A 1,030-nucleotide genomic window follows, 5' to 3' on the forward strand; every position below is an offset into this window, starting at 1 on the left:
ACGCCGCCGCTTCGAACGGCAGGTCGAGGGCTTCGGCGACGGCCTGGTGGCGGATCTTGCCGTCCGACACGTTGAGGCCGTTGGCGAGGTGCGGGTCCTGGCGCATCGCTTCGGTCGCGCCCAGGTTGGCGAGCTTCATCGCGAACGGCAGGGTGGCGTTGTTGAGTGCGAAGGCACTGGTGCGGGCGACGGCGCCCGGCATGTTGGCGACGCAATAATGGATGATGCCGTCCACTTCGAACACCGGGTCGGCGTGGGTGGTGGCGTGGCTGGTCTCGAAGCAGCCGCCCTGGTCGATCGCGATGTCGACGAGGACACTGCCGCGCTTCATGGTCTTGAGCATGTCGCGGGTGACGAGCTTGGGGGCGGCGGCTCCGGGGACCAGCACGGCGCCGATCACCAGCTCGGCTTCCTCCACCGCCTTGGCGATGGCGGCACGCGAGGCATAGGCCGTCTTGATCTGGCTGGAGAAGAACATGTCGAGCTCGGCCAGGCGCTCGTTCGAGATGTCGTAGATGGTGACGTCGGCGCGCATGCCGACCGCCATCTGCGCGGCATTGACGCCGCTGACGCCGCCGCCGAGGATCGCGACCTTGGCCGGAGCCACGCCCGGCACGCCGCCCAGCAGCACGCCGCGGCCGCCCTGTTCCTTCTCGAGATAATGGGCGCCGACCTGCACGCTCATGCGGCCCGCAACCTCGCTCATCGGCTTGAGCAAGGGGAGGGCGCCCGAGCGGCTGGTCACCGTCTCATAGGCGATGCAGGTCGCGCCGGACTTCATCAACCCTTCCGCCTGCGGCTTGTCGGCAGCGAGGTGGAGGTAGGTGAACAGGAGGTGGCGCGGTTCGAGCAGGGCGATCTCCTGCGGCTGCGGCTCCTTGACCTTGACGATCATCTCGGCCGCCTTGAACACTTCCTCCGCGCTGCCGAGGATGGTGGCGCCGGCCTTCTGGTAGGCGCTGTCCGGACAGTCGATGCCGCTGCCGGCTTTCGTCTCCACGAACAGCTCATGACCCGCGGCGATGAGTTC

Annotated in this window: 1 protein-coding gene; it reads right to left on the minus strand. The window is 68.0% G+C overall.

The window, feature by feature from the left end; genetic code table 11:
- Window positions 1–1,030 (minus strand): alanine dehydrogenase (gene ald, locus JT720_RS13675; RefSeq protein ID WP_205481871.1); only part of this gene is annotated, 1,030 nt, incomplete at both ends.

This window comes from Sphingomonas arenae, assembly GCF_016924655.1.
GTDB lineage: Bacteria > Pseudomonadota > Alphaproteobacteria > Sphingomonadales > Sphingomonadaceae > Sphingomicrobium > Sphingomicrobium arenae.